Source organism: Kribbella sp. VKM Ac-2569, from assembly GCF_004216905.1.
GTDB lineage: Bacteria > Actinomycetota > Actinomycetes > Propionibacteriales > Kribbellaceae > Kribbella.
On sequence record NZ_SGXJ01000001.1, the window covers coordinates 1,177,151 to 1,203,925 of the forward strand.

General features: G+C 68.4%; 24 protein-coding genes. 8 read left to right on the plus strand and 16 right to left on the minus strand.

The genetic code is table 11. The features are described from left to right. Positions 1-104: 104 nt before the first annotated feature. Positions 105-983 (plus strand): GNAT family N-acetyltransferase, encoded by an 879-nt coding sequence (locus EV649_RS05390; RefSeq protein ID WP_241997722.1) that lies wholly within the window; start codon positions 105-107, stop codon positions 981-983. Here the strand turns inward: EV649_RS05390 and EV649_RS05395 are convergent, their stop codons facing one another. Continuing rightward, positions 984-1,193 (minus strand): hypothetical protein, encoded by a 210-nt coding sequence (locus EV649_RS05395; protein ID WP_130381090.1) that lies wholly within the window; start codon positions 1,191-1,193, stop codon positions 984-986. 285 nt (positions 1,194-1,478) lie between these two features. On the opposite strand from EV649_RS05395, the gene EV649_RS05400 reads away from it, so the two are divergent. The 4 genes from EV649_RS05400 (at position 1,479) to EV649_RS05415 (ending at position 7,092) form a co-directional block, all read left to right on the plus strand. Continuing rightward, entirely contained in the window at positions 1,479-3,755 is a 2,277-nt protein-coding gene (locus EV649_RS05400; protein ID WP_241997723.1) for a M43 family zinc metalloprotease, read from the plus strand. A gap of 265 nt (positions 3,756-4,020) precedes the next feature. After that, positions 4,021-5,349 (plus strand): M28 family metallopeptidase, encoded by a 1,329-nt coding sequence (locus EV649_RS05405; RefSeq protein WP_130381092.1) that lies wholly within the window; start codon positions 4,021-4,023, stop codon positions 5,347-5,349. Between the two features lie 5 nt (positions 5,350-5,354). Beyond that, positions 5,355-6,677 (plus strand): HAD-IA family hydrolase, encoded by a 1,323-nt coding sequence (locus EV649_RS05410; protein ID WP_130381094.1) that lies wholly within the window; start codon positions 5,355-5,357, stop codon positions 6,675-6,677. Positions 6,678-6,723: 46 nt separating this feature from the next. Beyond that, positions 6,724-7,092, plus strand: a complete 369-nt coding sequence (locus tag EV649_RS05415) for a hypothetical protein (RefSeq protein ID WP_130381096.1) — start codon at positions 6,724-6,726, stop codon at positions 7,090-7,092. 35 nt (positions 7,093-7,127) lie between these two features. On the opposite strand, the gene EV649_RS05420 is transcribed toward EV649_RS05415, so the two are convergent. The 4 genes from EV649_RS05420 to EV649_RS05435 form a co-directional block, all read right to left on the minus strand. Beyond that, entirely contained in the window at positions 7,128-9,059 is a 1,932-nt protein-coding gene (locus EV649_RS05420; RefSeq protein ID WP_130381098.1) for a TIGR03960 family B12-binding radical SAM protein, read from the minus strand. 61 nt (positions 9,060-9,120) lie between these two features. Further along, on the minus strand, positions 9,121-10,920 hold the full coding sequence (locus tag EV649_RS05425) for a hypothetical protein (RefSeq protein ID WP_130381100.1): 1,800 nt from the start codon (positions 10,918-10,920) through the stop codon (positions 9,121-9,123). Positions 10,921-10,973: 53 nt separating this feature from the next. Next, entirely contained in the window at positions 10,974-11,717 is a 744-nt protein-coding gene (gene pcaD, locus EV649_RS05430; protein ID WP_130381102.1) for a 3-oxoadipate enol-lactonase, read from the minus strand. Between the two features lie 9 nt (positions 11,718-11,726). Next, positions 11,727-12,182: an Lrp/AsnC family transcriptional regulator gene (locus tag EV649_RS05435; RefSeq protein ID WP_130381104.1), complete on the minus strand. Its 456-nt coding sequence runs from the start codon at positions 12,180-12,182 to the stop codon at positions 11,727-11,729. 79 nt (positions 12,183-12,261) lie between these two features. Between EV649_RS05435 and EV649_RS05440 the strand changes: the two genes are divergently transcribed. After that, complete coding sequence (locus EV649_RS05440; RefSeq protein WP_157996179.1) at positions 12,262-12,672, plus strand: DUF2000 domain-containing protein; 411 nt, start codon at positions 12,262-12,264, stop codon at positions 12,670-12,672. Positions 12,673-12,853: 181 nt separating this feature from the next. Here EV649_RS05440 and EV649_RS05450 read toward each other — a convergent pair whose 3' ends face one another. The 11 genes from EV649_RS05450 to EV649_RS05500 all read right to left on the minus strand — a co-directional run bounded on the left by EV649_RS05450 (position 12,854) and on the right by EV649_RS05500 (position 23,142). Beyond that, positions 12,854-13,723 carry a sigma-70 family RNA polymerase sigma factor gene (locus EV649_RS05450; protein WP_198682312.1) on the minus strand — a complete coding sequence of 290 codons (870 nt, stop codon included), beginning with the start codon at positions 13,721-13,723 and terminating at the stop codon, positions 12,854-12,856. Then, a complete protein-coding gene (locus EV649_RS05455) occupies positions 13,672-14,103 on the minus strand; it encodes a carboxymuconolactone decarboxylase family protein (RefSeq protein WP_130383541.1) in 432 nt (143 codons plus the stop codon). The genes EV649_RS05450 and EV649_RS05455 overlap by 52 nt, the downstream gene beginning before the upstream one ends. A gap of 67 nt (positions 14,104-14,170) precedes the next feature. After that, positions 14,171-14,887 (minus strand): sensor domain-containing protein, encoded by a 717-nt coding sequence (locus tag EV649_RS05460; RefSeq protein WP_157996180.1) that lies wholly within the window; start codon positions 14,885-14,887, stop codon positions 14,171-14,173. A gap of 190 nt (positions 14,888-15,077) precedes the next feature. Next, the gene (rodA, locus tag EV649_RS05465) at positions 15,078-16,244 is read right to left on the minus strand and encodes a rod shape-determining protein RodA (RefSeq protein ID WP_130381110.1); all 1,167 of its coding nucleotides are present in this window, start codon (positions 16,242-16,244) and stop codon (positions 15,078-15,080) included. A gap of 1 nt (position 16,245) precedes the next feature. Next, positions 16,246-18,300, minus strand: coding sequence for a penicillin-binding protein 2 (gene mrdA, locus EV649_RS05470; RefSeq protein WP_130381112.1), 2,055 nt, complete (start codon positions 18,298-18,300; stop codon positions 16,246-16,248). Continuing rightward, positions 18,297-18,833, minus strand: a complete 537-nt coding sequence (gene mreD, locus EV649_RS05475) for a rod shape-determining protein MreD (RefSeq protein WP_130381114.1) — start codon at positions 18,831-18,833, stop codon at positions 18,297-18,299. Before mreD ends, mrdA begins: the two co-directional genes overlap by 4 nt. Before the next feature lies 1 nt (position 18,834). Beyond that, complete coding sequence (mreC, locus tag EV649_RS05480; protein WP_130381116.1) at positions 18,835-19,779, minus strand: rod shape-determining protein MreC; 945 nt, start codon at positions 19,777-19,779, stop codon at positions 18,835-18,837. 11 nt (positions 19,780-19,790) lie between these two features. Continuing rightward, positions 19,791-20,807: a rod shape-determining protein gene (locus EV649_RS05485; RefSeq protein WP_130383542.1), complete on the minus strand. Its 1,017-nt coding sequence runs from the start codon at positions 20,805-20,807 to the stop codon at positions 19,791-19,793. A 195-nt stretch (positions 20,808-21,002) separates the two neighbouring features. Beyond that, entirely contained in the window at positions 21,003-21,413 is a 411-nt protein-coding gene (gene ndk, locus EV649_RS05490) for a nucleoside-diphosphate kinase (protein WP_130381118.1), read from the minus strand. 38 nt (positions 21,414-21,451) lie between these two features. Beyond that, the gene (locus EV649_RS05495) at positions 21,452-21,787 is read right to left on the minus strand and encodes a DUF4233 domain-containing protein (RefSeq protein WP_130381120.1); all 336 of its coding nucleotides are present in this window, start codon (positions 21,785-21,787) and stop codon (positions 21,452-21,454) included. Then, positions 21,784-23,142, minus strand: a complete 1,359-nt coding sequence (locus EV649_RS05500; protein ID WP_130381122.1) for a folylpolyglutamate synthase/dihydrofolate synthase family protein — start codon at positions 23,140-23,142, stop codon at positions 21,784-21,786. The genes EV649_RS05495 and EV649_RS05500 overlap by 4 nt, the downstream gene beginning before the upstream one ends. Positions 23,143-23,216: 74 nt before the next feature. Between EV649_RS05500 and valS the strand changes: the two genes are divergently transcribed. After that, positions 23,217-25,757, plus strand: coding sequence for a valine--tRNA ligase (gene valS, locus EV649_RS05505; RefSeq protein WP_130381124.1), 2,541 nt, complete (start codon positions 23,217-23,219; stop codon positions 25,755-25,757). A gap of 141 nt (positions 25,758-25,898) precedes the next feature. Further along, positions 25,899-26,618 carry a hypothetical protein gene (locus EV649_RS05510; protein ID WP_241997726.1) on the plus strand — a complete coding sequence of 240 codons (720 nt, stop codon included), beginning with the start codon at positions 25,899-25,901 and terminating at the stop codon, positions 26,616-26,618. Positions 26,619-26,775 lie beyond the last annotated feature (157 nt).

Here is a 26,775-nt window from a genome sequence, read left to right on the forward strand (position 1 = left end):
GGGTGGAGATCATCAGGGTGGACGGGCGGGATTCCGAGGTTTTTCGGCGGTTTTATGGGGTGAAGTTCGGGGTCCGGCGGGAGGAGCTGGAGTTTCCTGCAGGGATGGGGGTGGAAGAGGCTCGGGTGATGATGGCTCGGGAGCATGCTGAGGTTCGGGCGGACGGGCTTGGGCTGGTGGATGGCGATACCTGGTTGGGTATCGCTTGGCTCGACTGGTGGTTGGTGGGGAACACCGACACCGTGGACGTGGAGCTCGCGGTCGCTCCGGCGTACCGGCGGCGTGGGGTTGCGACGAAGCTGCTCGACGCGGCGATCGAACGCGCTCGGGCCGACGGCCGGCGGATCGTGTCGGGGATGAACATGGCCGGTGATCCGGTGACCGGCGAAAGCCCGGGTACGGCGTTCGCGGCGGCGCGGGGGTTCGTGAAGAAGCATGCCGAGCTGCACCAGGTCGCCGAGCTGCCGATGACCGACATCGTGGAGCAGCCGGTCGACGGGTACGAGATCGTCCAGTGGCGGGAGCACGCGCCGGACGAGTGGCTCGAGCAGTTCGTGGAGTTGCTGAGCGGGATGAGCGAGGACGTGCCGACCGGCGATCGCACCTCCGAGGCGGTTCGCTGGACGCCCGAACTCGTCCGTGACGCCGAGGACCGCCGAGTCGCCCAGGGCCGGTTCACGTACACCACGGTCGCCGTACACACCGCCTCCGGCGAGCTGGCGGCGTACACACAGATGGGCGGTACGCCGGAAACCCCGGACCGGCTCAACCAGTACGACACCTATGTACGTCGTACGCACCGCGGCAACCGTCTCGGTATCGCGGTGAAAGGCCCCAACCTCCGCGCTCTCCAGGCCGGCGTCGCTCTCCCCGCCGTACTCCACACCTGGAACGCCCCGGAGAACGCGCCGATGATCGCCGTCAACACCAAGCTCGGCTTCCGCCCGGTCGCCCAACGCACGATGTGGGAGCGAACGATCTAGCTACAGCTTGCGCATCGCGCGGTAGGCGCAGTCGGCCAGGTGATCCAGCACCTGCGCCCGTCCGTCGTGCGGATGCTCGCCGGCACAGACAACCACCTTGGTGCCGACCGCATGGACCCGACCGCGGTGTTCGATCGCGTCCCGGAACACCCAGGACAGCAGAACCACCGTCAGCACCAGCCACACGGCCAGCTTCCGAGAACCGATCACGACCACAGCGTCGCACCCGGCCCATCGGCCGTCGCAGCCGGTCCCCCTCCAAGCTCTTGAAATTCGTCAACCACCACAGCGGATCGCTCGAAGTTGACTGCCGGTGCGCGAAGGGTTGTGCACGGGCGGTGATGAGCGGATCGTAAAACAAGAGCAGCGACTTGGGGGCCGACTGTTCGGTGGGGGAAGACGGCAGGACCGTCTTCGATCGAGGGCGCGCTGGGGGTGGACTCTTCGGTTCGGCGTACGCCGGCCTGCTCGTGCGCCCCCGCAGAAGGGGGAGAGATGCCGAGGAAGGCCAACGGGCGGGCGGACAAGCACCGGGACGACTACCGGATGCCGGGCGAGGCCCAAGCGACCGAGCCGAACGGGCACGCCAAGAGCGACCAGCCCACGGCGGACGGCATGCCGACAGCCGGGATGACCGGCGCGCCGGCTTCCAGCAGTACGACGAACATGAGCGGAGGTGGATCGCCGGCCGCTGACATGGGCGGTGGCGGATCGCCGGGCGGCGCGGGAATGACCGGCGGCGGAGTGCCGGGCGGTGCCGGGATGTCGGGTGGCGGCCAGGCCGGTGGTGCCGGTATGAGCGGCGCGATCGACGGCGGACGGACGGAGTTCCCGACCCGTCGCCAGTGCGGCGTGATGGACGTGCACCGGCGACTGCTGTCGACCTCACCGGCGTACGCCGCCGCGCGATCGGCACTCGAGACCGCGACGATGAGCTACGTCGCCGCGCAGCAACGGTTCACCGGGATCGCCCGTATCCCCTGTGTCGTCCACGTCGTCTGGAACACCAACGCGCAGAACATCTCACAGGCCCAGATCGACAGCCAGATCGACGTACTGAACCGCGACTTCCGCGCCACCAACCCGGACACCAGCATCGTTCCGGGCGTGTTCAGCGGCCTGATCGCGGACACCCGGATCGAGTTCTTCCTGGCCACCGAGGACCCGAACGGGAACCCGACGACCGGCGTCACCCGGACCCAGACGAGTACGGCGGGCTTCGGCACCGACGACAAGGTGAAGTCGTCGGCGACCGGCGGGATCGACCCGTGGGACACCGCCCACTACCTGAACATCTGGGTGTGCCAGCTCGGCGGCGGCCTGCTCGGGTACGCGCAGTTCCCCGGCGGCCCGGCGAACACCGACGGCGTGGTCATCCTGCACAGCGGATTCGGCACGAACGGTACGGCGGCGGCGCCGTTCGACCTCGGCCGGACCACGACCCACGAGGTCGGGCACTACCTGAACCTGCTCCACATCTGGGGCGACGACGGCAGCGGCTGCAGCGGCAGCGACGAGTGCGCCGACACCCCGAACGCGGCCGGCCCGAACTTCGGCGTACCGACGTTCCCGCACGTGACGTGCAGCAACGGGCCGAACGGCGACCTGTTCTACGACTACATGGACTACACCGACGACCGCGGCATGGTCATGTTCACCACCGACCAGGTGACGCGGATGCAGGCGTGTCTGGACACCGTGCGCAAGGATCTGCCGGATTTCGGCGGCACGGGTACGCCGGAACCCGCCGGATCGGTCGTGGCGTGGGGCTCGAACCGGCTGGACGCGTTCGTGCTCGGCACCGACCTGGCGATGTATCACAAGTGGTGGGACGGATCGGCCTGGGGACCGTCCGTCGCAGGTTACGAGTACCAGGGTGGTATCTGTATGAGCGCTCCTGAAGTCGCGTCCTGGGCGCCGAACAGGCTGGACGCGTTCGTCCTCGGCACCGATCACGCGCTGTACCACAAGTGGTGGGACGGCACGGCCTGGAACGGGTACGAGTACCTCGGCGGCGTCTGTATGAGCCCGCCGCGGCTGGCGACCTGGGGCCCGAACCGGCTCGACACGTTCGTCCTCGGCACCGACCGGGCGCTGTACCACAAGTGGTGGGACGGCACGGTCTGGAACGGGTACGAGTACCTCGGCGGGATCTGCATGAGCCCGCCGGAAGTCGTTGCCTGGGGCCCCGATCGGCTCGACGCGTTCGTGCTCGGCACGGACAACGCGGTCTACCACAAGTGGTGGGACGGCACGGCCTGGAACGGATACGAGTACCTCGGTGGCGTCTGCGCTTCGCCGCCGCGCGTCGTGGCCTGGGGCGAGAACCGTCTCGACATGTTCGTCATCGGCACCGACTCGGCGCTGTATCACAAGTGGTACGACGGCTCGGCGTGGTCGGACTGGGAGTACATGGGCGGCGTGTGTACGACGGCGCCGACCGTGGTCTCGTGGGGCCCGGACCGGCTGGACGTGTTCGTCCTCGGAACGGACTCGGCGCTCTACCACAAGTGGTGGGACGGGTCCGCGTGGGGACCGTCGCTCACCGGGTACGAGTCCTTGGGCGGGATCTGCACCGACGAGCCGCGCGTGGTCTCGTGGGACACGAACCGGCTGGACGTGTTCGTCACCGGAACCGACAAGCAGCTCTATCACAAGTGGTGGGACGGCACGGCCTGGAACGGGTACGAGCCACTCGGCGGCGTCATCAGCGACTTCAGGGTGACGGTGCCCGATTCGCCCGCCACGATCCAGCAGGGGGTGGGGATCTGACCACTCCACCGATCGGGCACTGGACGCATTCCGCCGAGGAGGACCACGACGGGATCAGCGTCTACCGCCGCGACGACTACGCCTTCCCGCCGGCCCGCGGCCGGCGGGGGGTGGAGTTCCGCGCGGACGGAACGTTCGTTCCCCTGATGATCGGCCGCGGCGACGCCCCGTCCCCCGGCCCACCCGGCCGCTGGGACACCGCCGGCCGCCTGTCCGGTGTCCCCGGGCGCATCGTTTCTGTCACTCCTGACCGGCTGGAGATCGCATGGCAAACCTGACTGCAGGACCTGTGCGCTATCTGGTCGTACCGACTGCGGATGCCGCTGACGGCGCGCAGTCGGCGCGGTTCGGGGAGCGGACGCTCCTCTGGGTCCCGGCCGACCAACGCCTCGGCCGGGCCTCCCGAACCGCTCCCGGACTGCTGCTCGTCACCCAGGTGGGCCGCAGCTTCCAGGACGACTACCCCGACGTCACTCCCCTGCTCGATCACGGCCGGCATCTGGTGATCTCGGCCGCCGACAAGCCCCGTCGACGGTCCAACCACTGCTGGCGGATCGAGCCCCTGCGAGCCGGTACGACGGTTTTCGACACCCCTCCCGTCGTACCGGCGCGCGCTGACCCGGCCGTCGCGCAACTCGTCGCCGACGTGTCCACGACGTCGTACCAGAGCGACCTGACCTGGCTGGCGAGCCTGCCGACCAGGCACTCGCTGAGTCCGACGTTCAGGCAGGCGATGGACTTCGCCGACGACCGGATGGTTGCCCTCGGCTACCAAACGTCCCGGACGCCGGTCACCGTCGGCGCCGGCCACTCCGCAAACCTGATCGGCGACCGGGCCGGTATCGGATCCAGCCGTGGACTGGTGATCGTCACCGCCCACCTGGACTCGATCAACCTGGCGGGCGGCCCGGCCGCAGCGGCACCGGGGGCCGACGACAACGGCAGTGGCTCGGCCGGGGTGTTGGAGCTCGGTCGATTGTTGGCAATCCGATCGTGGAAACACGACATTCGCCTGATCCTGTTCGGCGGCGAGGAGGAGGGCCTGTTCGGCAGCAAGCAGTACGTCGCGACGCTGCCGCCGGCCGAGCGCTCCCGCGTCCGCGCCGTACTGAACATGGACATGATCGCGACCAAGAACAGCGCTATACCGACCGTTCTCCTCGAGGGCGCACAGGTATCGGCAGCTCAGATCAGTGCGCTGGCGACCGCGGCCGCGACGTACACGGGGTTGAAGGTGGAGACCTCGCTCAACCCCTTCGCCAGCGACCATGTCCCGTTCATCGACGCCGGGATGCCCGCGGTGCTGACGATCGAGGGCGCGGACAGCGCGAACGGTCACATCCACTCCGCCAACGACACGCTGAACTTCATCGACTGGTCGTTCGCCACAGAGATCCTGCGGATGAACATCGCCGCCCTGGCCGGCTGGCTGGAGCCCGCGGCCGTCCGCCCACGCCCGGCCGGCTCGGTCGTCTCCTGGGGCCCGGGCCGCATCGACGTCTTCGCGGTCGGCACGGATTCCGCCTTGCTCCACAAGGCTTTCGACGGATCCTGGCACGATTTCGAGTCGTTGGGAGGTGTTGTTCTAAGCTGACAGGTATGTGGAGCCCGAATGCGCGTGACGTTGGCGGACTTCCGACGCGGTACGGCGTCCAGACCCGGCCGCGGGCCGTCGTACGCAGCGATGCTCTCGACGCTGCGGACCTGGCGGATTTCGAGGCGCTCGACGCGGGACTCGTTCTTGATCTGCGGTCCGACTGGGAGATGCAGCAACCCCATCCGCTCGAGGGCACATCGGCGTACCAGAGGATCCCGTGGATCGACCCGGAGGCCGAGCTGCTGCGTGACGCGGATGCGGAGCCGCGGCTGGTCGATGTCTACCGCAACAGCCTCACGCGCAACGCGACCCATATCGGCCGCGTCTTCAGCGCGATCGCGGACGCGCCGGCGGACCGGCCGGTCGTGGTGCACTGCAAGGCGGGCAAGGACCGGACCGGTCTGACCATCGCGGTGCTGCTCGACCTGGCCGGCGTACCGCGGGAACAGATCGCGGCGGACTACGCGATCAGCGAGGTGCACCTCGGGATCCAGGACGGACCGGAGTTCACCCGGACCCTTCCGGAGACGATCCTCGGGTCGCTCGAGCACCTGGACGACCTCGGCGGTGTGCGTGCGTACCTGTCCTGGCTGGGGTTGAGCGCGCTCCAGATCCATCGCCTCGCAACCCGACTCGTGCCGGTGGAAGTGCAGTCGATCGTCTTCGATTTCGACGGCCTGCTGATGGACACCGAGACGACGATGGTCGAGAGCTGGCAGGCCGAATGGGCGCACCACGGTCTGGAACTCGAGCTGGACGGCTTCTGGCCGGGCCACGGAGGCAACGTCACCGACGACCGGTACGCCACACTCGCCGCGGCCGTCGGCCCGGGCTTCGACCTGGCCGAGAGCCACGCCCGCCGCATCGCGCACCGAGAGCTGCTGCACGCCGAACTCGACTTCCGACCGGGGATCCGGGCCTGGATCGCGGGAGCACGGGAGCTAGGGCTTCGGGTGGCGATCGCCAGCAGCTCGCCACGCGAGTGGGTGGTCGGCCACCTGGAACGAGTCGGTGCGATCGACCTGTTCGACCACATCGTCACCGGCGACGAGGTGGAGACACACAAACCCGATCCGGCGATCTACGAGCTCGCCCTGCAGCGTCTCGGCGTACCCGGCTCATCGGCGATCGCCGTCGAGGACACTGCCCACGGCGTGGCTGCAGCACAGGCGGCCGACATGTACGCGGTCGCCGTACCCAATCCCTTCGTCACAGCCGCCGCGGTGGCGGAGGCCGACCTCGTTCTGGGCAGCGCTGACGAGCTCTTGCTCACCGATCTGCTTCTTTCCGCCGCGCCGAAAGGGTCGACGTCCGTAACTGAGTGACCTAATCTGCTGACCCTCTGTAGGTTTCCAACAGGAGGGTGGTCAGATGCGGAAACTCGTAACGACGGTCGCGGCCGTTGCGGCGGCTGCGGCAGGTCTGACGGTCGCGGCGCCGGCCCAGGCGTCGACCTCGGCCTGCGATCTGGTGACGGCGAAGTCGGTCGGGTACTCGGCGTTGATGCTGTACGTCGCCGTGGGCCTGGAGGGCTGCTCCAACAGCGTGACCGAGGTGCGCGTCGAACTGCAGAAGGGCGACAGCGCGAGCGGACCGTTCACCACGGTTGCGGAGACGTACGCGTACTCCGGCGGCGGCGCCTGGTTCGACGAAGGCACCGGCTGCGGGTACTACGTCGGCGTAGCCCACTGGCAGGACCAGACCGAAACAACCCCAACCCCGGCGTACTACTGCAACTGAAGGCTCGAGGGGCCTGCGGCGTCGCGCCGCAGGCCTCACACCACGGACAGCGGCAGCAGCTTCTTGCCGGTCGGGCCGATCTGGATGCTCGTGTCCATGGCAGGACACACGCCGCAGTCGAAGCAGGGGGTCCAGCGGCAGTCCTCGACCTCGATCGCGCCGTCCTCCTCGAGTGAGTCCTGCCAGTCCTCCCACAGCCAGTCGCGGTCCAGCCCCGAGTCCAGGTGGTCCCACGGCAGTACTTCGGCGTACTCGCGCTCCCGCGTCGTGTACCAGGCGAGGTCGACCGGCTCGTCGGCGAGCGCCTTCGCGGTGCAGTCGATCCAGCGGTCGTACGAGAAGTGCTCGCTCCACCCGTCGAAGCGGCCGCCGTCGCGCCACACCGCCTCGATCACGCGGCCGACGCGCCGGTCGCCGCGGGACAGCAGTCCCTCGATGATGCCGGGCTTGCCGTCGTGGTACCGGAAGCCGATCGCCTTCGCGTAGCCCTTCTCGGACCGGATCGCCGCGCCGAGCTTCGCCAGCCTGGCGTCCGTCTCCTCCGCGCCGAGTTGGGCGGCCCACTGGAACGGCGTGTGCGGCTTCGGTACGAACCCGCCGATCGACACCGTGCACCGGATGTCGCGCCGGCCGGACACCTCGCGGCCGGTCTCGATGACCCGCTTCGCGAGGGCGGCGATCGCCAGTACGTCCTCGTCGGTCTCGGTCGGCAGGCCGACCATGAAGTACAGCTTCACCTGCCGCCAGCCGTGGCTGTACGCCGCCGCGACCGTGCGGATCAGGTCCTCCTCGGTGACCATCTTGTTGATCACCTTGCGCATCCGGTCCGACCCGCCCTCCGGCGCGAACGTCAGACCGCTGCGTCGGCCGTTGCGGGAGAACTCGTTGGCCAGCGTGATGTTGAACGCGTCGACCCTTGTCGAAGGCAACGACAGCGAGACGTTGCTGCCCTCGTACCGGTCCCCCAGGCCCTTCGCGACATCCGCGATCTCGCTGTGGTCGGCACTCGAGAGACTGAGCAGTCCGACCTCCTCGAACCCGGACTGCTTCAGCCCGTTCTCGACCATGTCGCCGATCGTGCTGATGCTGCGCTCGCGCACCGGCCGGGTGATCATGCCCGCCTGGCAGAACCGGCAGCCCCGGGTACAGCCGCGGAAGATCTCCACGGAGTACCGCTCGTGCACGGTCTCGGCGAGCGGGACCAGCGGCTTCTTCGGGTACGGCCACGCGTCGAGGTCCATGACCGTGTGCTTCGCGGTCCGGAACGGAACGCCGTGGCGGTTGGGTACGACGCGCTGGATCCGGCCGTCCGGCAGGTAGTCGACGGTGAAGAACTTCGGGATGTACACACCGCCCGACTTCGCCAGCCGCATCAGTACCTCGTCGCGGCCGCCCGGGCGGCCCTCGTCCTTCCACTCCCGGATCACCTCGGAGATCGCCAGTACGATCTCCTCGCCGTCACCGAGCACCGCGGCGTCGATGAAGTCCGCGATCGGCTCCGGGTTGAACGCGGCGTGTCCGCCGGCCAGCACGATCGGGTCCTCGTCGGTCCGATCGACCGCCTGCAGCGGGATCCCGGCGAGGTCGAGCGCGGTGAGCATGTTCGTGTACCCGAGCTCGGTCGAGAACGACAGCCCGAACACGTCGAACGCCCGCACCGGCCGGTGGCTGTCGAGCGTGAACTGCGGGATCTCGTGGTCCCGCATCACCTTCTCCATGTCCGGCCAGACGGAGTACGTCCGCTCGGCCAGGATGTGGTCGCGCTCGTTCAGCACCTCGTACAGGATCTGCACGCCCTGGTTCGGCAGCCCGACCTCGTACGCGTCCGGGTACATCAGCGCCCAGCGGACACTGACCGCGTCCCACTCCTTACTGACCGAGTTCAGCTCACCACCGACGTACTGGATCGGCTTCTGCACACCCGGCAGCAGAGCCTCCAGGCGCGGGAACAGCGATTCGACAGTCATAGCCACTTCCAGTCAGCGATCAGAGCGCCTACCAGCCTAACCGCGACTCACCCCCAGATCATCATCGCTCGGGCTTCGGCGGCAACACAGGTGCCAGTACGCCGACCATCGCGTCCCGGCGCTCCCAGGTGCAGTCCTCCGGTTGATCACCGCACTGCGCCATCAACAGCGGACCGACCTCGCGGAACCCGGTGAACACCCCGGACGCCTCCAGAGCACCCCGTCCCCCGAGCAGCCGAAGATGCTCCGGCCCCAGCAGAATCTGCCACGCCGGCCCGCGAACGCTGCTCCGCGGATCACGCCGTACGTCGGAGCGCACTCCGGCGAACGACTCGTACCGCGACTGACCGTCGCCCAGGTAGAACCGCCGCGCAGCGTCGATCCAGCCCCCGACGACCGGCAAGGTCTCGACCGCCCGAGTGACGAGATCGCTCACGAACAGTCCTGAGACGAACGAGCGCATCGGATGGGAGATCTCGACAGTGAGATGGGCGGGCAGGCTGTACAGGCGCTGGTCCGCTGCGAGCTGAGCACCGATCAGCAGATCGCCCCACCGTGCCGCGTCACCCACCACCTTCCCCTCGAACTTGACCGACGTCAGCTCTCCGGACCGGAGCCGCTTTTGCACCCGATGCCAGGCCTTGTCGTCCGCACCGCTGGTCGCGTAGCGGCCGCGAGCCGATGTGTAGACGAGCGTCAGCGTCAGGCCGTACAGGGGCACATCCTGATTGTCGAAACGAACCTGCCCGCCGAGCTCCGCGTAGCCGTCGGCCACCGGGGTCAGCAGCAGGCCGCGGGCCTGTTCGAGCCAGTCCGCGACCTCATCGACCTTGTCCAGAAGGTCCGTACCCATCGCGAGCTCGATCGCCACGTGCTGCGGTCCGGCGATCGAGTGCCGCCACCCCTCCTGCCTGCTGAGGTCGTGGTACCAGGGCACCTCCTCGACGCCGTCGGGGTAGTCCGGCGGTACTTCGAGGTTCAGCGGCAACCGGTGCTCGTCCGCCGGCCGGCCCTGGACTCCGACGTTCTCGCGTGCCCAGGTGGCGGCGGCCGGCAAACTGCCGGCATGACTGGAGGGCACCTCTTGCCACTCCACGCCGAGGTGTTCCGAGACCCAGGCGCGGTCGGTGTCAGGGCCGTAGCTGACCAGGCTGATGGGCGGATCGAAGGCGACGTGCAAGGATCCGTCGATCGCGACGAAGGACGGCGGCTCACCGAAGCTCTGCAGTGAATGCTCGACGACCAGCCGGCGCCAGGCCGCGGAACTGTGGTCGATCGGCGCCGCGAACACCCCGGCCATGGTCGGCCCAGCCGGCGCTTCCTGTTCGGTCTCGGCCGCACCGAACGGCTTGCCGTCGGCGTCGACCGTGGGATCGAGATCCTGGTACTCGGTAGGGCTGTCGGCGGACACGATGCCGAGTGCCTCCAGCACCTCGCTGACGCCTTCCTCGGCGAAGACGTAGCCGCGTTGCAGGATCTCCGTCAACGCCTCCCCGTCGACAGCGAGTCCGGTCCCGGTTGCCCACTCCGCGATCAGCTGCGACGCTGCCCTGGCCCGTCCGGGCAGGGTGGTCTCGAGTTCGAGATGGTCGACGGGTCGCTCTTGGAACGCGGCGAGCATGGCCTCTCCGTACACCCACTGCCAGGCGGGTTCCCCCGCGACCAGCCCCCGGATGTCCGCGACGTCGCTGTCGAAGATGTGTGCGACGACGGCATGGCCAGGTCCCGGATCCCAGTCGGCACCCCTGGCCAGCGGAAGCTCCCACCAGACCCATCCCGGCACGGTTTTGCTGTGCCGGGCGTACGCAGCCGGAGGATCCTCCCGCTCACGCGCGATCAGGTACGTCGCCCAACGCCCCACCCTGGCCTCCTCGCCGATGTGGGTGGGAGCGTAGCGGCTGCGTCGGACAGTCCTCAGCCGAGGTGGGCGAGGAGGAGGGGATTGATGACGTCGGGGTGGGAGTAGGTGACCAGATGGGCGGCGTTTTCGATGATTTCCAGGTGGGCGCCGGGGATCTGGGTGGCTACGGGTACGACGGTTTCGGGTGGGATCGAGGTATCGGAGTCGGCGGTGACGACGAGGACCGGGGCGGTGATGTCGCTCAGCCCGGGGAGGAGGTTGGTGGTACTGAGGGCCTCGCAGCAGGCGGCGTAGCCCTCGGCGGGGCAGTCCTGCAGCATCCGTCGTACGGGCTCGATGTCCTTGAATTCGGGGAGGAACCAGCGGCCGAGGGTCGCGTCGGTGATCGCTTGGGTGCCCTCGGCACGTACCTGCGCGGCGCGGTCGATCCACATCTGCGGGTCTGCGGCCGGGTTCGACGGCGGGCAGATCACGACGAAGCGGTGGAAGCGTTCCGCGGCGTTCTGCGCGAGCCACAGGCCCACCGCGCCACCGAGCGAGATCCCGACGTACGACGCCTGCTCGACTTCGAGCGTGTCAAGCAGTTCGACGACGTCGCCGCCCAGGTCGTCGATCGTGTACGGCCCGTCGGGGACCTCCGACCCACCATGACCCCGGTGATCGAACGCCACCACCCGGAACCGCTTGGCCAGTACGTCGACCTGCGGCGCCCACATCCCCTGATCCGCACCGAGCGACGACCCGAGCAGCACTACGGGCGCATCGGCCGGTCCTGTCTCCACGTAGTTCAGTCGCATGCCCCCACCCTACGAAGTCAGCGGCATGATCGTGGTGCGGCGGTGGTGTTCGAAGACGACCGAGCTGCGGATGTCGGCGATTTCCTGGCGTTTCGCGAGGGCTAGGACCAGATCGCGGAGGGCCTCGGTGTCCTTCACGGCGACGTGGGCGAGGAAGTCGGAGCCGCCGGAGACCATGTACATGTCCAATGTCTGCGGCAGGTCCATCACGTACTTCTGGAACGCGGTTGCTACCGCCATCGCCTGCGGGCGGAGCTTGATCGAGATGATCGCCTGGGTGGACCGGTCGATCGCCTTCAGGTCGACGGCCGCGTGGTACCCGCTGATCACGCCGCGGTCGCGCAGCCCGCGGATCCGCTCCAGGCAGGTCGACGGCGCGATCTTGAGCTCGGCCGCCATGTCCCGGTTGGTCCGGCGGGCGTCGTTCTGCAGCATCCGCAGCAGCGCCGTATCAAGTTCGTCCATGCCGCCCAGTTTTCCAGATCCGCCGAACGATGTTCGGAGTACGCCGAGATCGGCCGCCCATCGAGCTAGCGTGACCGCCGTGCTGACGAACAAGATGGTCGTGATCATCGCGGCCGAAGCCCCCATCGGTGTCGCCTTCAACACCGCCGCTCTGCTCGGAGTCGGCGTCGGCAGGCACCACGACGACACCGTCGGACCCGACACCGCCGACGCCGCCGGCGTCCCCCACACCGGCATGTGCGCGTACCCGATCCCGATCCTCCGCGCCCCCGCTGACACCCTCAGCACGCTCCGTGCCGAGGCTGCCGCGCGTCCCGACGTCACCATCCACGACATGCACCAGGTCGCCCAGCAGGCCCGCACTTACGACCAGATGTCCACGACGCTCGCCGGCACCAAGCCTGATGACATCGAGTACTTGGGCCTGGCCCTTTACGGTCCTCGCGCCTCGATCGACTCGCTGACCGGAGCGCTCCCCCTCTACCGCTAGTCCGGCAGGTGTGGGGCGATGAGTTCGAGCAGGATCGCGTGGCTCTTCTCATCAGCCGCAGCGATGACTCCCGGACCGGAATGGAGCGGCCCCCCACGCAGATCGGTGACGACGCACCCGGCGGCGCGGCCGCCGCGATCGCCAGCTCGAGATCAGAACTCATTCCGTCATCTAACACGCGTCACACAGCGGAAAGCTTCTCCGGGTTGGCCACGACGCGGATCGCCGTGATCGCCGTGCCGTCGGAGTCCACGGTCAGCAGATGGTGGTTGCCTCGGACAACCACCATCAAACCGGGTCCGGTGATCAGGTCCACCGGGGTAATCGTCACGTCAGGACGCCCGTAGATGTGGGCGAAGAAGGTGGCGACCTTCTCGCGGCCCGTGACGGGTTTGCGGGCGGCCCGGCGGCGACCGTTGGCGTCGGTCCAGGAGATGACGTCGTCCCTGAGCATCGACTCCAGACGCGGCAGGTCGCCGTCGCGCGCGGCGGCCACGAAGTCCAGGAGCAGGCGCCGCTGTTCGTCGACAGTCGGCTCGTAGCGTGGCCGGTCGTCGGCCAGCGCATGCGTGGCCCGGCGGTGCAGTTGGCGGCAGTCGTCCGGCGTACGGTCGAGGATCTCGGCGATCTCGTCGTACGGGAGGGTGAACGCGGTCCGCAGTACATAGACCGCGCGTTGCGGCGGGGTGAGGCGCTCCATCACGTGCAGGAGCGCCATCGACACCTCCTCGAGGTCGAGCGCGTTCGCCGGGACCGGCTCGGGAAGCCACTCGCCGATGTAGCTCTCGCGGCGCGACTGCCGAGCTCGCAGTACGTCGACGGACAGCCGCGTCACCACCCGCGTCAGGTAGCGGCGCGGCTCGGCCACGTCGGAGCGGTCGGCGGCGGACCAGCGGACGTACGCCTCCTGCAGCACGTCCTCGGTGTCGTGCCAGCTGCCCAGCATCCGGTACGCGAGCCCAGCGAGCATGCCGCGCGCCGACTCGTACTCCTGCAGGATCAACCGGCCAGTTCCGGCTGTTTCCGGGTCGCGACGTTCAGACGGGTCCACAGGTTGATGGTGCCAATCGCGAGCAGCACGTTGGCAGCCCCCTCCTCGCCGAACTGCTCCAGCGCCGCATCCCACACGTCATCCGGTACGCCGGTGCGCTCCAGCACCGTGACCGCGTCGGTCAACGCCAGCGCCGCGCGCTCCCGGTCGTCGTAGAACGACGAGTCGTGCCAGGCGGCGAGACCGAACAGGCGCTGGCTGCTCTCGCCGTCCTTCAGCGCGTCCGTGGTGTGCATGTTCAGGCAGAACGCGCACCCGTTGAGCATCGACGCCCTGACCTTGATCAGGTGCAGCAACGTGTGGTCCACCACGCCCTGCACGTACTTCTCCACGCCGAACACGGCCCGGAAGCCGGCCGGCGAGACCTTGCTGAAGTTCATCCGCTCGTCCATGCCAACACGACGGCGGCTCGGCCGTCCTACGTGACGACTACGCCTGTGACACCGATCACGCGGGCTTCAGGACGTGCCTGGCCTTCGTGACAGCCGCCTCGGTCGCGGGGTCGAGCTCGGTGCCCTGGCCGGCGAGGACGCCGACGGAGATGATCACGTCGTCGACGCCCGTGACGGCGGCGGCGTACTCGAGGCCGCGCTTCGGGCCGCTGGTGCCGGTGAGGCGGAATGCGAAGGGCTTCGAGCCGTACTGCGGGGCGGTGATCTTCTCGACCTTCATCGACGTACTGGCGGCGCCGTCGGTCTTCAAGGTCACCTTGGCGCAGGAGTCGACGGCCTCGGCGTACGCGTCGCGCAGGTCCGTGACCTCGTCCGCGGTGCCCATCGAGTCGAGGCCGTAGTCGATGTACGGGCCTTCCTGACCGCCGGTGAACGTGCGGGTCACGCTGGCCTTGGAGCCGGGCGCCTTGGTGGCGTTCAGGTACTTCACCAGCGTCTTGCACCGGCTGCTCGACGACGAGAACGGCTTCGTGTCCTCGTCGGCCTCGTCCTTGTCCTCCGCGAAGCCGGTCGGGAGGTCCGCGAGCTCGAGGAGTGCCTTGGTGAGCTCGGTGGTCGTCCGGGTGACGGGCACGGCCGGCGTCGACGCAGTGGCGCTGGGCGTCGGCGTCGGTGTGGTCGCCGGTGGATCGGCGGCAGGCTTGTCGTCCCCACCGCCACAGGCAGCGAGGGACAGCGTCAAGACGGCAAGTAGCGCAACGAACCTGGTCATGGGGCCTCCCGGTCTGGACTGAGGAGCGGAGGGAGCGAAGCGACCGGAGCGACGAGGGAAGGCCGGGAGTAACAGCCCCATGACCCGCCGCGCCGGAGGCGTGGCATTCAACAGAGTCATCGGGCCTTCCAGCGGGGCTCTGGGCGGGGGCCGAGCAGGGAGCAGCGTACCTGACGGGTCAGTCGAGCGATCAGTAGCGGTGCGAGCGGAGGTGGATGTTCTGCAGCAGGCCGACCGCCAGCAGGCACGCGAACATCGAGGAACCGCCGTACGACACGAACGGCAGCGGCAGGCCCGTTACCGGCATGATGCCGAGCGTCATCCCGATGTTCTCGAATGCCTGGAACGCGAACCAGCAGACGATCCCGGTCGCCACCAGCCGGCCGAACGCGTCGCGCGCGTTCACCGCGATCCGCAGCCCGCGGAACAGGATGATCGCGAACAGCACGATGATCGCGCCGGCGCCGATCAGCCCGAGCTCCTCCCCCGCGACCGTGAACACGAAGTCGGTGTGCTGCTCAGGGACGAACGCGTTCTGCGTCTGGCCGCCGTGGAACAGGCCCTGCCCGAACACGCCGCCGTTCCCAATCGCGATCCGCGCCTGGTTCACGTTGTACCCGATGCCCTGTGGGTCGGACGACGGATTCGCGAACGCGGTGAAGCGGGCGATCTGGTAGTCCTTCAGCACCTGCAGCTTGATCGCGATCGCCGCCACCAGTACCCCGCAGGTGAGCAGCCCCAGCATCCAGCGTTTCGGTACGCCGGACACTGCGATGATCCCGAACACGATCGACCCGAGCACCATCACGGTGCCGAGGTCCGGCTGCAGCATCACCAAGATCACCGGTACGGCGGCGACCCCGACCGCTTGCGCGACGTCGATGGTCCGGGCGTCCTCGTTGCGGTCGGTCTCGCTCTTCTCCGCGATCAGCAGCGCCATGCCGACGATCACCGCGAGCTTGGCGAACTCGCTCGGCTGGATCGACATGAACGGCAGCTGGATCCACGACCGGGAACCGTTGATCGTCGAGCCGACGCCGGGCACCAGGACCAGGATCAGTCCGACGACCGAAGCGGCGTACAGCAGCGGGGCGAGGATCCGGACCCGGCGGTGGTCGGTGATCGCGGCGCCGATCGCGAGGACCAGGCCGATCGCGAAGTTCAGCGCGTGCCGGAGCAGGAACGCGTCCGGTTTGCCCTCGGTCAGCGAGGTCCGGTTGTGGGTCGCGGACCAGATCAGCAGGGCGCCGATGAACGACAGGGCGACCACGCCGAACACCAGGATCCAGTCGACGTGCCACACCGTCGACCGGCGATCCATCCGCGGCCGGGTCCGGATCGGAGTCAGGAACGCCATTTCACCGCACCGGCTTTTCTTGGCCGGGCGGCGGTGCGGGCTTGATGTTGTACAAGGTCTCGTAGATCTTGCGGACCGCGTCACCGCCGGCACCCGAACCGGTACCGGCCTGGCTGAGCATCATCACCACGGCGTACCGATCGGTGTACGACGCGAGCCACGACGTGGTCTGCTTCCCGTACACCTCGGCCGTACCGGTCTTGGCGCGGACCGGGATCTTGTCGAGCGGGAAGCCCTGGAACTTCCACGCCGCCGTACCGGTCTTGGTGGTGCCCTTCAGCGCGGTGTCGATGTACTTCAGGGTGTTCCGAGGCACCGGGAGCTTCGACTTCACGACCGGCTTGATCTCGTGCGGCTTGCCGTTCGCGCCGACCCAGGACTGGACGACGCGCGGCTCGTACAGCGTGCCGCCGTTCGACAGGGCCGAGTAGACGGTCGCGAGCTGCAGCGGCGTGATCGTGGTGTCGCCCTGGCCGATCGCGAAGTTCACCGCGTCACCGGCGCGGTACTTGTACCCGTCGACGCAGAACTCGCGGGCGAACTGCTTCAGGAACGCCGACGTCCCGGCGGGCGGGGTGGACGCGATCTTGCAGTAGTAGTCCTTCTGCGAGTCGTAGTACGTCTTCTTCCACTTGCGGTCCGCGATCCGGCCGCTCACCTCGCCGGGCAGGTCGATCCCGGTCGGCTTGCCGAGCCCGAACTTCTGCGCCATCTCGACCAGCGGGTCGCGGGTGCTGGTGTCGCTGGAGTTGCCGCCCTCCTTGAGCCAGAGCGCGTACGCGATCCGGTAGAAGAATGTGTCGCAGGACAGCGCCAGCGCCTGGTCGAAGCCGATCGACCCGTACGACGCGGACTCATAGTTCTTGAACCGGCGGTTGCCGACCTCGAAGTACGACGAGCAGTCGAGCCGCGTCTTCGGACCGTACCCGGCGCTCATCGCGGCCGCCGTGGTGATCGGCTTGAACGTCGACCCCGGCGCCAGCTGGCCCTGCAGCGCGCGAGACACCAGCGGCGTCCCGGACTTGGTCGAGTAGAGCGCGTCCAGCTCGCGCTGGCTGATACCGCCGACCCAGACCCCCGGGTCGTACGTCGGGTAGCTGGCCATCGCCACGACTCGGCCGGTCTTCGTGTCCATCACGACCGCGGCGCCGGAGTCGGCGACGTACTTCTTCTTGGTGATCTTGTCGTACTGCTTCCGGGCGGTCATGATCGCGTTCTTCAGCTGCGCCTCGACGGACGCCTGGATGCGGGCGTCGATCGTGGTCACCAGCGTCGCGCCCGGGACCGGAGCGGTCTGCTTCTTGATGCCGGTGGTGTACCCGACCGCGTCGACGATCACGTCCTTCTCGCCCGGCGTACCGCGCAGGAGCTTGTCGTACGACCGCTCGACGCCGGCCCGGCCGACCAGGTCCGAGCGGTGCGGGACCGAGTCCTGCCCGGCCTTGTCCATGTCCTCGAGCTCTTCGGTGGTGATCGGCGACAGGTACCCGAGGATGTGCGCCGCGTTCACCTTGTACGGCGAGGGGTACGCGCGCAGCGTCTGCGAGTCGGCGGCGATCCCGGGGAAGTCCTCGCGACGCTCCATCACCTCGATCGCGACCTGCTCACTGACGTCCTTGGCCACCGGGATCGGCTGGTACGGCGTCCCGTTCCAGCAGGCGGGTGGTTTGGACGCGCCCGGCTCACCGCACAGCATCGTGCGCGCCTTCAGGTCCTTCGGCTTCTGCCCGAGCACCTTCGCGAGGCGGGCGAGGACGACGTTCTGCTGGCTCTCCGGGAGCTTGGCGAGCACCGAGCGGTCGACCGTGATCACCACCGAGACCCGGTTGCCGACGAGGGTCCGGCCCTGCGAGTCGACGATCGTGCCGCGCGGGGCCGGGACGAGCACCTGCCGGATGTGCTGCGCGGTCGCCGCCTGGCTGTAGTCGGCGCTCGACATCACCTGCATGTACCAGAGGCGGCCGAACAGCGTGCACAGCAACGAGAAGACCAGCACCCCGATCACGAACAACCGGAGCCGTGCCTTGAGCGGGGCCTCGAACCCGTCCCAGCTCACGGCGCTACTCGTCTACTGCGTTCACGTGCCGGTTTGACGCGGCCCATGAGCCACATGACCAGCGGAATCACGACGATCGCGCCAACGACGTCGTACCCGGCGGCGATGCCGAGGCGGACGCCGAACTCGCCCCAGTCGACCGACGGGTCGTGCAGCAGCGATCCGGTCGCGCTGTAGATGAAGAACGAGACCGCCGTCCCGAGCACGACCGTCAGCGCGACACCGAGCGGCCCGACCGGGCTGCCGGAGGTCTCGCGGCGGATCAGCCCGGCGATGTACCCGGCGATCGCCAGCGACAACGCCCAGCGTCCGGCGGTGTGGTCGGCGGGGGGCACGACATCCAGCAGCAGACCGCCCATGAACCCGGCGATCGCGCCCCACTCCGGGCCGCGGGACAGCGCCAGCGCGATCACCACGATCAGCGTCAGGTCGCACGTCACACCGGCGACCGCGATGTTCGTCAGCACGGACGTCTGCACGGTGACGGCGAGCATCAGGAAGAGGGCAGCCAACCCGATCCGTAGTGCAGTCACGTCAGTTCCCCTTCCCTGTGATCTGAGTGCGCGGCGGACGGGCGGGTGGCCCGGTCACCACGCCGACGGTGTCGATCCGGGTCGGATCGACGTACGGCTTGACGGTCGCGGTGGACCCGAGAGACCCCTCGTTCGCCGTCACCGAGGTGACGACGCCGATCGGGACCCCCGGCACGTACGGCGCGTTGCCGCTGGAGCCCCAGGTGACGATCCGGTCGCCGACCTTCGGCCGCGCCTTCGGGTCGATCAGCTTGTAGTCGAGGGTGCCGCCCACCTCGCCGCGCCCGGAGACGAAACCGAGCGCCATCGACGCGTTCAGCCGGCCGCCGACGGTCGAGTTGCGGTCGCCGATCAGCAGCACGGTCGCGGTCGCCTGGGTGGTGCGCACCACCCGGCCGACCAGACCGGTTCCGTTCAGCACCGTCATGTCGGTGTGCACGCCGTCCGCCGTCCCGGCGTCGATCGTGACCGTGTGGCTGAACGTCTGCGCGCTGCCGATCCCGATCACCCGGGCCGGCGTCATCGTGTACGCCGGCGCGATCTTGAGCAGCTTGTCCAGCTCCTGCGCCCGGTTGCGGGCGTAGTCGGAGGTGGTCAGCTCCCGGGTCAGGTCCTCGTTGTCCTTCTTCAGTTTTTCGTTCTCTGCTTTCAACCTATCCATTTCCGCGAATCGGTCGCGGAGGTTGTCCACAGGCTGCCGGGCCGAGGTCGCGGTGGACTCCAGCGGGCCGAAAACGCCGGCCGCGGCCTCCCGCAGCGGCTCGACCGGCGATCCGGCCGACCGGCGGGCGTCGAGCACGATCAGCGTGAAACAGGCCAGGATCACCAGCACCAGCACGGTACGGCGGCGGCGCACGTCACGCGGCGTACCGGCCGAACGCAGCGGGGTCTCCCCCGCCGACCGGAACGCGCTCCTGGTCGTCGGGGTACCGAGGTCTTTGAGCATCGCCTGCTACCTCAGCGCCGGTTGTCGGTGACCAGGATGCGGTTGAGGGTCTCGATGTTGTCGACGCACTTGCCGGCACCCAGGACGACCGCGTCCAGCGGGTTCTCGGCGACGTGGATCGGGATGCCGGTCTCGTGCCGCAGCCGCTCGTCCATGCCCTTCAGCAGCGCACCGCCGCCGGTCAGCACGATGCCGCGGTCGACGATGTCGCCGGCCAGCTCCGGCGGGGTCTTGTCCAGCGTGGCCTTCACCGCGTCGACGATCGCGGTGATCGGCTCCTCGATCGCCTGCCGCATGTCCGCCGACGACACCTTCACGGTCCGCGGCAGGCCGGAGATCATGTCCCGGCCGCGGATCTCGCTGTCCGGGCCGTCGGTGGTCGGGAACGCCGACCCGATCGTCATCTTGATCTGCTCCGAGGTGGCCTCGCCGAGCAGCAGCGAGAACTCCTTCTTGCAGTAGTTCACGATCGCCTTGTCGATGGCGTCGCCGGCCACCCGGATCGACTGGCTGGTGACAATGCCGCCGAACGAGATGACCGCGACCTCCGTCGTACCGCCGCCGATGTCGACGACCATGTTGCCGGTGGCGTCGCGGACCTCGAGGTTCGAGCCGAGCGCGGCGGCCATCGGCTCCTCGATGATGTACACCTTGCGGGCGCCGGCCATGTATCCGGCGTCGCGGACCGCGCGCTGCTCGACCGCGGTGATCCCGGACGGGACGCAGACCACGATCCGCGGCTTCGCGAAGTACCTGCGGCGGTGCACGCGCTGGATGAAGTACCGCAGCATCTGCTCGGCGGCGTCGAAGTCGGCGATCACGCCGTCCTTGAGCGGCCGGATCGCGGTGATGTTGCCCGGCGTACGGCCGATCATCTTCTTCGCCTCGTGCCCGAACGCGACCGCCTCGCGCGGCTCGTCCGTCCGGGTCGCCACGACGGAAGGCTCGTTCAGTACGACGCCGCGGCCACGCACGTACACCAGCGTGTTCGCCGTCCCGAGATCGACCGCCATGTCGCGGCCCAGCATGCTGTTCGCCACCGCGGCACCTCCCACTCGGACCAACTCAGGCTAAGCGCCGCCCGCGCACAGCCCGTGGACCGACACGACCGGCCCGCCCAGAACAGATCGTATCGGTCCACACACCTGCAGTCCGCAACGGCCTGCAACTACAGCGTTCCTGCGACCTTCTCCAGGTCACACAGGACCGCTTTCCGCACGCGGTCAGGGGAGGTCGGGGAACCAGATCTTGATTTCTCGGGTGGCGGAGTCCTCGGAGTCGGAGCCGTGGACGAGGTTTTCGCGGTTGGAGAGGGAGAGGTCGCCGCGGATGGTGCCGGGGGCGGCCTTGCGGCCGTCGGTGGCGCCGTTCAGGGCACGGACCACCTCGATCGCCTCGTCGCCCTCGAGGACCAGCGCGACCATCGGGCCGCTGGTGACGAAGTCCCGCAGCGGCGGGTAAAAGGCCTTCTCGACGTGTTCGGCGTAGTGCTGGTCGGCCAGTTCGCCGTCGATCGTGCGCAGATCCATGGCGACGATCCGGAGCCCCTTGGCCTCGAACCGGCCCAGCACCTCACCGACCAGGCCGCGGCGGACCGTGTCGGGCTTGAGCAGGACCAGGGTGCGCTGCGACATCTGTCAACTCTCTCTCGAAGTAGCCGGGGCGGATGAGCCTAACCGGTCTGTGCCTGGTGTGCCTTCTTGGCCACTTCGATGCGGCGGCCGAGGACGATGGCCGCGACCCAGAAGGCCGCGAAGAAGACGCCGAGGACGAACATCACGGAGACGACGAAACCGAGCCCGACCGCGCCGACCTGCACCACCGAGCCGAGGACGTACCCGGCCTGGAACCGGAGCAGACCGGCCGAGACGATCGCGAGCGCCGCCAGGCCGAGACAGACCGGGACGGCGATCGCGGGGCGGATGTCCGCGACCGAGATCATTACCGGCGTGACCAGGGCGAGCACGATCGACTCGAACGCGAGCACGATCGACGCGAGCGACCTCACTGCTCGGCCTTGCCCTTGCGGACCAGCAGCGCCCGCGCCTCGCCGGCGGTGATGACCGATCCTGTGATCAGTACGCCGCCACTGCCGAGCGCGACCGCATCCTCCTCGGCGAGCCGGATCGCGTCGTCGATCGCGTCGATCAGGTGCAGGCGGACCAGGACGCGGTCCTCGCCGAACACCTCGGCGGCCAGTTGGCCCAGCTCCTCGGCCGGCATCGACCGCTCGACGAAGCTGTTCCGGGTGCAGATGACCGTTTCCATGATCGGCTCGTACGCCTCGAGGACGCCGTACACGTCCTTGTCCTTCATACAGCCGAGTACGCCGATCAGCGGCTGGAACTGGAACGCCTCCGAGACCGTGGCCGCGGTCGCCTCGGCGCCGTGCGGGTTGTGCGCGGCGTCGACGACGATCGTCGGGCTGTTGCGGACGACCTCCATCCGGCCGGGGCTGGTGACCTGCTCGAAGCCGGCCTGCAGCAGTTCGGTGGTGACCCGGCCCTCGGTCTCCGGGCTGGCGCCGAGCAGGGCCTCGACCGCGGCGACCGCGGTGGTCGCGTTGTGCGCCTGGTACTCGCCGTGCAGCGGGATGAACAGGTCGTCGTACTCGCCGCCGAGGCCCTTGATCGAGACGACCTGGCCGCCGACCGCCAGCGCGCGGCTGACGATGCCGAACTCGATCCCCTCGCGGGCGACCTGCGCGCCCACCTCGGCGGCCCTGCGGAGCAGGACCTCGAAGACTTCCAGGCTCTGCTGCGCCATCACCGTCGTACCGCCGGGCTTGATGATGCCGGACTTCTCGCCCGCGATGGTGACCGGATCCGCGCCCAGCAGGTGCGCGTGGTCGACCGCGATCGGGGTGATCACCGACACCGTGCCGTCGGCGACGTTGGTGGAGTCCCAGCTCCCGCCGAGGCCGACCTCGATCACCGCGACGTCGACCGGGGCGTCCGCGAAGACGGAGTACGCCATCGCGGTCATCACCTCGAAGAACGTCAGGGGGTGCTCCTGCTCGGCGTCGACGACGTCCAGGTACGGCGCGATCTCCTCGTACGCCTCGACGAAACGCTGCTCGCTGATCGGTTCGCCGTCCAGCGTGATCCGCTCCCGGACCGACTCCAGGTGCGGGCTGGTGAACCGGCCGGTACGCAGCCCGGCCTCGCGCAGCAGGGTGTCGATCATGCGTGCCGTGGACGTCTTGCCGTTGGTCCCCGTCAGGTGCACCACCGGGTAGGCCTTCTGGGGGTCGCCGAGCAGCTCGACGAGCCGCTGGACGCGCTCCAGGGTGGGCTCGATCTTGTGCTCCGGCCAACGCTGCTGGAGCCGTGCCGATACCTCGGCGAAGGAAAGGTCGCTCATCAGGAGGCCAAGTCTAGGAGGGGTTGTGGATAAAGCGGTCGGAGCACCCCTTGACAACCACTAACATTGTGCGCATGAGCCAGACGTCCCGTGTTCCAGACAAGCCCAGCCTCGACGGTCTCGAGGAGAAGTGGGCTGCCGTATGGAAGGAGCAGCAGACCTACGCCTTCGACCGCACCGCCGAGCGCGCCGATGTCTACTCCATCGACACGCCGCCGCCGACGGTCTCCGGGTCGCTGCACGTCGGGCACATCTTCAGCTACACCCACACCGACCTCGTCGCGCGGTTCCAGCGGATGCGCGGGAAGAAGGTCTTCTACCCGATCGGCTGGGACGACAACGGCCTGCCCACCGAGCGCCGGGTCCAGAACTACTACGGCGTCAAGTGCGACCCCTCGCTGCCGTTCGACCCCGACTTCACCCCGCCGGCCAAGCCCGACCCGAAGAAGCAGGTCCCGATCTCCCGGCAGAACTTCGTCGACCTGTGCGGTGAGCTCACCCACATCGACGAGCAGGCGTACGAGGCGATGTGGCGGCAGGTCGGCCTCAGCGTCGACTGGTCGTACCTCTACACCACGATCTCCGAGGATTCCCGGCGTACGTCGCAGCGCGCCTTCCTGCGCAACTTCGCCCGCGGCGAGGCGTACCTGTCCGAGGCGCCGACGATGTGGGACGTCACGTTCCAGACCGCCGTCGCGCAGGCCGAGCTGGAGCCCCGGCCGTACCCGGGCGCCTATCACCGCATCTCCTTCCACAGCGCAGACGGCCCGATCTACATCGAGACCACCCGCCCGGAGCTGATCCCGGCCTGCGTCGCGCTGATCGCGCATCCGGACGACGACCGCTACAAGCACCTGTTCGGTACGACGGTGAAGTCGCCACTGTTCGGTGTCGAGGTCCCGGTCCTGGCGCACGAGGCCGCCGAGACGGACAAGGGCGCCGGCATCGCGATGTGCTGTACCTTCGGCGACCAGACCGACATCCAGTGGTGGCGCGAGCTGCAGCTCCCGGTCCGCACGGTCATCGGCCGCGACGGCCGCCTGCTGCGCGACACCCCGGCCTGGCTCGAGGGTTCGGAGCTGTACGCCGAACTCGCCGGGAAGACCGTGTTCAGCGCGCGCGAGCTGATGGTCCAGAAGCTCCGGGAGTCCGGCGACCTGGACGGCGAGCCGAAGAAGACCGAGCGGATGGCGAACTTCTACGAGAACGGCGACAAGCCGCTCGAGATCGTCTCCACCCGGCAGTGGTACATCACCAACGGCGGCCGCGACGCCGGGCTCAAGCAGGAGTTCCTCGAGCGCGGCAACGAGCTCGCCTGGGCCCCGGAGCACATGCGGCACCGCTACCTGAACTGGGTCGAGGGCCTGAACGGCGACTGGCTGATCTCCCGCCAGCGGTACTTCGGCGTCCCGTTCCCGGTCTGGTATCCGCTGGACCACGACGGCGAGCCGGACTACGACCACCCGTTGATGCCGTCCGAGGCCGAGCTACCGATCGACCCGACCTCTCAGGCGCCGCGCGGGTACGACGAGTCGCAGCGCGGCAAGCCGGGCGGGTTCGAGGCCGACCCCGACGTGATGGACACCTGGGCGACGTCGTCGCTGACGCCGCACATCGTCTGCGGGTGGGAGCGGGACGACGACCTGTTCCGCCGTACCTTCCCGATGGATCTGAACACGCATGCCCACGAGATCATCCGCACCTGGCTGTTCTCGCGCATCGTCCGGGCGCACTTCGAGAACGGCTCGCTGCCGTGGGCGCGGTCGCTGATCTCCGGGTTCGTCGTCGACCCGGACCGCAAGAAGATGTCGAAGTCCAAGGGCAACGCGATCGTCCCGTCGGAGATCCTGGAGAAGTTCGGATCGGACGCGGTGCGCTGGCGCGCCGCGATGGCGCGCCCAGGAATGGACTCGCCGTTCGACGAGTCACAGATGAAGGTCGGGCGCCGGCTCGCGATCAAGGTCCTGAACGCGTCGAAGTTCGTTCTCGGGTTCGGGGCGACCACGGTCGACCCGTCGGCGGTCACCGAGCCGGTCGACCTGGCGATGTTGCAGCGGTTGCGGGCGGTCGTGACCGACGCCACGGCGGCCTTCGAGCGGTACGACTACACCGGGGCGCTGGAGATCGGCGAGCGGTTCTTCTGGACGTTCTGCGACGACTACGTCGAGCTGGTCAAGGAGCGCGCGTACGGCGGTCAGGGTGACGCCGCTGCCGCCTCTGCGAAGGCGGCACTCGCGGTTGCGTTGTCGGTGCAGCTCCGGCTGCTGGCGCCGTACCTGCCGTTCGCGACCGAAGAGGTCTGGTCGTGGTGGCAGGAGGGCTCGATCCACCTGTCGTCGTGGCCGACTCCGGACGGGGATCTCGCGGTCGCGGAGCAGGAGCCCGAGGTGCTGGACGCGGTCTCCGAGGTGCTCGCGGGCATTCGCGGCGCGAAGTCCGAGGAGAAGGTCTCGATGAAGACCGAGGTCTCCAAGGTCGAGGTCACCGGGCCGGCCGCGCGGCTGGAGCTCGCCGAGCGCGCCGAGCCGGACCTGCGCGCCGCCGGGCGGATCACCGGCGAGATCGTCTGGCATGCGGACGACTCCGACACGGTCAAGGTCGTCGCGACGCTCTGAACACATGCCCAGGTGCCCGTCTCCTGCTGGGAGGCGGGCACTTGTGCGTTCGGAGGTTCGACTACGGTTTGTCATGATGTGGAACCATCGGGACGAGCCGACCGCTGCACCCCGTGACCCTGACGTCCGAGGAGCCAATCGATGAGCGACCCCACCAACCCGGCAGATCCCAAGAACCAGAGCGACGACGCCGGCGCGGACACCACCGAACTGGCCCCCGTCCCAGCGGTCCACCCGAACGCAGCCGAGACGGCGAAGGATGCCGGGGGGGCGGCTGTCGCGGCAAAGGATGCGCCGGCCGACGCGGGTGAAGAGCCGAAGAAGAAGGGGTCGCGGCGGTTCAAGGTTCGTGGGCCTTGGGTGACTGTTGGCAGTGCGGTTGTCGTGCTGATCGTGTTGGCGGTGCTCGGGTATTTGTGGGGTCTCGGGCCGCTCAGCCGACTGAACGCGGAGCGTGCGATCACCCCACCCGCCAACGTCGCGGGCCTGGACCGGATCACCGACCCCGAGATCCGCAGTCAGGCACAGCTCGATCAGACCCGAGACGCGTTGAGCAGGATCAACGACGGCAAGAAGGTGATGGTCGAGGCGTACGGCAGCCTCGAGGGCGACCGGTTCTACGTGCTGATCGCGCTCCGCGGCCGGGTCGACATCGACAAGGTCGTCGCGGACTCCGGCGCTAGCGCGGACAAGGTCAAGAAGATCGGCAACTCCACCTGCATCGAAGCCGCCGGCAACCTCCCGACCCAGTGCTACCGCGGCTCCAACACCCTCACCGTCATAGCCCAATCCGCCAACGAAGGCGTAGCAGTAGACCAGGTAGAACCCATAGCCGAAGAAGCCTTCAAAGCGATGAGGTAGCGGGTACGTCCTATTTGCGCCAGCGGCGAAATAGGACTCTCCTGTCCGATGTGTGGGTGGTGATCAGGCCGATCTGGTGACTGGGGACACGCAATGGTGAGTCGGCACCTGATATTGCCTGTCCCCAGTCACCAGCGCATGTCCCCGCTCCCCGCCG